This is a genomic window from Streptomyces sp. KR55 (genome assembly GCF_052245645.1).
GTDB classification, from domain to species: domain Bacteria; phylum Actinomycetota; class Actinomycetes; order Streptomycetales; family Streptomycetaceae; genus Streptomyces; species Streptomyces flavusporus.
Window position 1 is genome coordinate 1 of sequence record NZ_JBQQCE010000854.1, and the last position, 1919, is coordinate 1919.

Genomic DNA, 1919 nt, shown 5'->3' on the forward strand with positions numbered 1-1919 from the left:
CGCTCATACGGAAGCCGCTCACCGCGGGGCGCGACGGGAGTGCGAATCCGACAGCCGAAGCAGGAGTACTCCATGGCTCGAATGACCGCTGCCCGCGCGGCAGTTGAGATCCTCAAACGTGAGGGCGTCACGGACGCCTTCGGTGTGCCGGGTGCGGCGATCAACCCGTTCTACGCGGCCCTCAAGGCCTCCGGCGGCATCAGCCACACCCTCGCCCGGCACGTCGAGGGCGCCTCCCACATGGCCGAGGGTTACACCCGCACCCACCCCGGCAACATCGGCGTGTGCATCGGCACCTCCGGACCGGCCGGAACCGACATGATCACCGGCCTGTACTCCGCGACCGGCGACTCGATCCCGATCCTGTGCATCACCGGCCAGGCCCCCACCGCGGTGATCCACAAAGAGGACTTCCAGGCCGTCGACATCGCCTCCATCGCCAAGCCGGTGACCAAGATGGCGGTCACCGTCCTGGAGGCCGCGCAGGTCCCCGGCGTCTTCCAGCAGGCCTTCCATCTGATGCGCTCCGGCCGCCCCGGCCCGGTCCTGATCGACCTGCCGATCGACGTCCAGCTCACCGAGATCGAGTTCGACCCGGACACGTACGAGCCGCTCCCGGTCTACAAGCCGGCCGCGACCCGCGCCCAGATCGAGAAGGCGATCGGGATGCTGAACGCCGCAGAGCGCCCGCTGATCGTCGCCGGCGGCGGCATCATCAACGCCGACGCCGCCGAACTCCTCGTGGAGTTCGCCGAACTGACGGGCACTCCGGTGATCCCGACCCTGATGGGCTGGGGCGTCATCCCCGACGACCATGAGCTGAACGCCGGCATGGTCGGCCTGCAGACCTCGCACCGCTACGGCAACGCCACCTTCCTGGAGTCCGACTTCGTCCTCGGCATCGGCAACCGCTGGGCCAACCGCCACACCGGCAAACTGGACGTCTACACGGCCGGCCGGAAGTTCGTCCACGTGGACATCGAGCCGACCCAGATCGGCAAGATCTTCGCCCCCGACTACGGCATCGCCTCCGACGCGAAGGCCGCACTGTGCCTCTTCGTCGAGGTGGCACGGGAGTTGAAGGCGGCGGGCGCACTCCCCGACCGCTCCGCCTGGGCCGCCGCCGCGCAGGAGAAGAAGGCGAAGCTCCAGCGCCGTACACACTTCGACAACATCCCGATCAAACCGCAGCGCGTCTACGAGGAGATGAACAAGGCCTTCGGCCCGGAGACCCGGTACGTCACCACCATCGGCCTCTCGCAGATCGCCGGCGCCCAGATGCTGCACGTCTACCGGCCGCGGCACTGGATCAACTGCGGCCAGGCCGGCCCGCTCGGCTGGACCGTCCCGGCCGCGCTCGGCGTCGCCAAGGCCGACCCGGAGGCGTCCGTCGTCGCCCTCTCCGGCGACTACGACTTCCAGTTCATGATCGAGGAGCTGGCCGTCGGGGCGCAGCACAAGATCCCGTACGTCCATGTCCTCGTCAACAACTCCTACCTCGGCCTGATCCGCCAGGCACAGCGGGCGTTCGAGATCGACTTCCAGGTCAACCTGGAGTTCGAGAACCTCAACTCGCCCGAGCTGGGCGTCTACGGCGTCGACCACGTCAAGGTCGCCGAGGGCCTGGGCTGCAAGGCGATCCGGGTGACCGACCCGAACGAGCTGGGCGCGGCGTTCGAGGAGGCCAGGAAACTGGCCGCCGAGTTCCAGGTGCCGGTGGTCGTCGAGGCGATCCTGGAACGGATCACCAACATCTCGATGTCCGGCACCAACGACATCAGCAACGTGGTGGAGTTCGAGGAGCTCGCGACGGAGCCCGGGCATGCGCCGACGTCGATCAGGACGCTGAAGGTCTGACGCGCGTCTTGGACATACGGCAGCGAGGTGCCGTCCCACCCGCCGTGGGTGGGCCGGCACCT

At 68.2% G+C, this 1919-nt stretch carries 1 protein-coding gene; it reads left to right on the forward strand.

What is annotated here, in order from left to right:
• Window positions 1–72: 72 nt before the first annotated feature.
• Window positions 73–1857, forward strand: a complete 1785-nt coding sequence (gene gcl / locus ACTWQJ_RS50960; RefSeq protein WP_443313129.1) for a glyoxylate carboligase — start codon at window positions 73–75, stop codon at window positions 1855–1857.
• The last annotated feature ends 62 nt before the right edge of the window (window positions 1858–1919 follow it).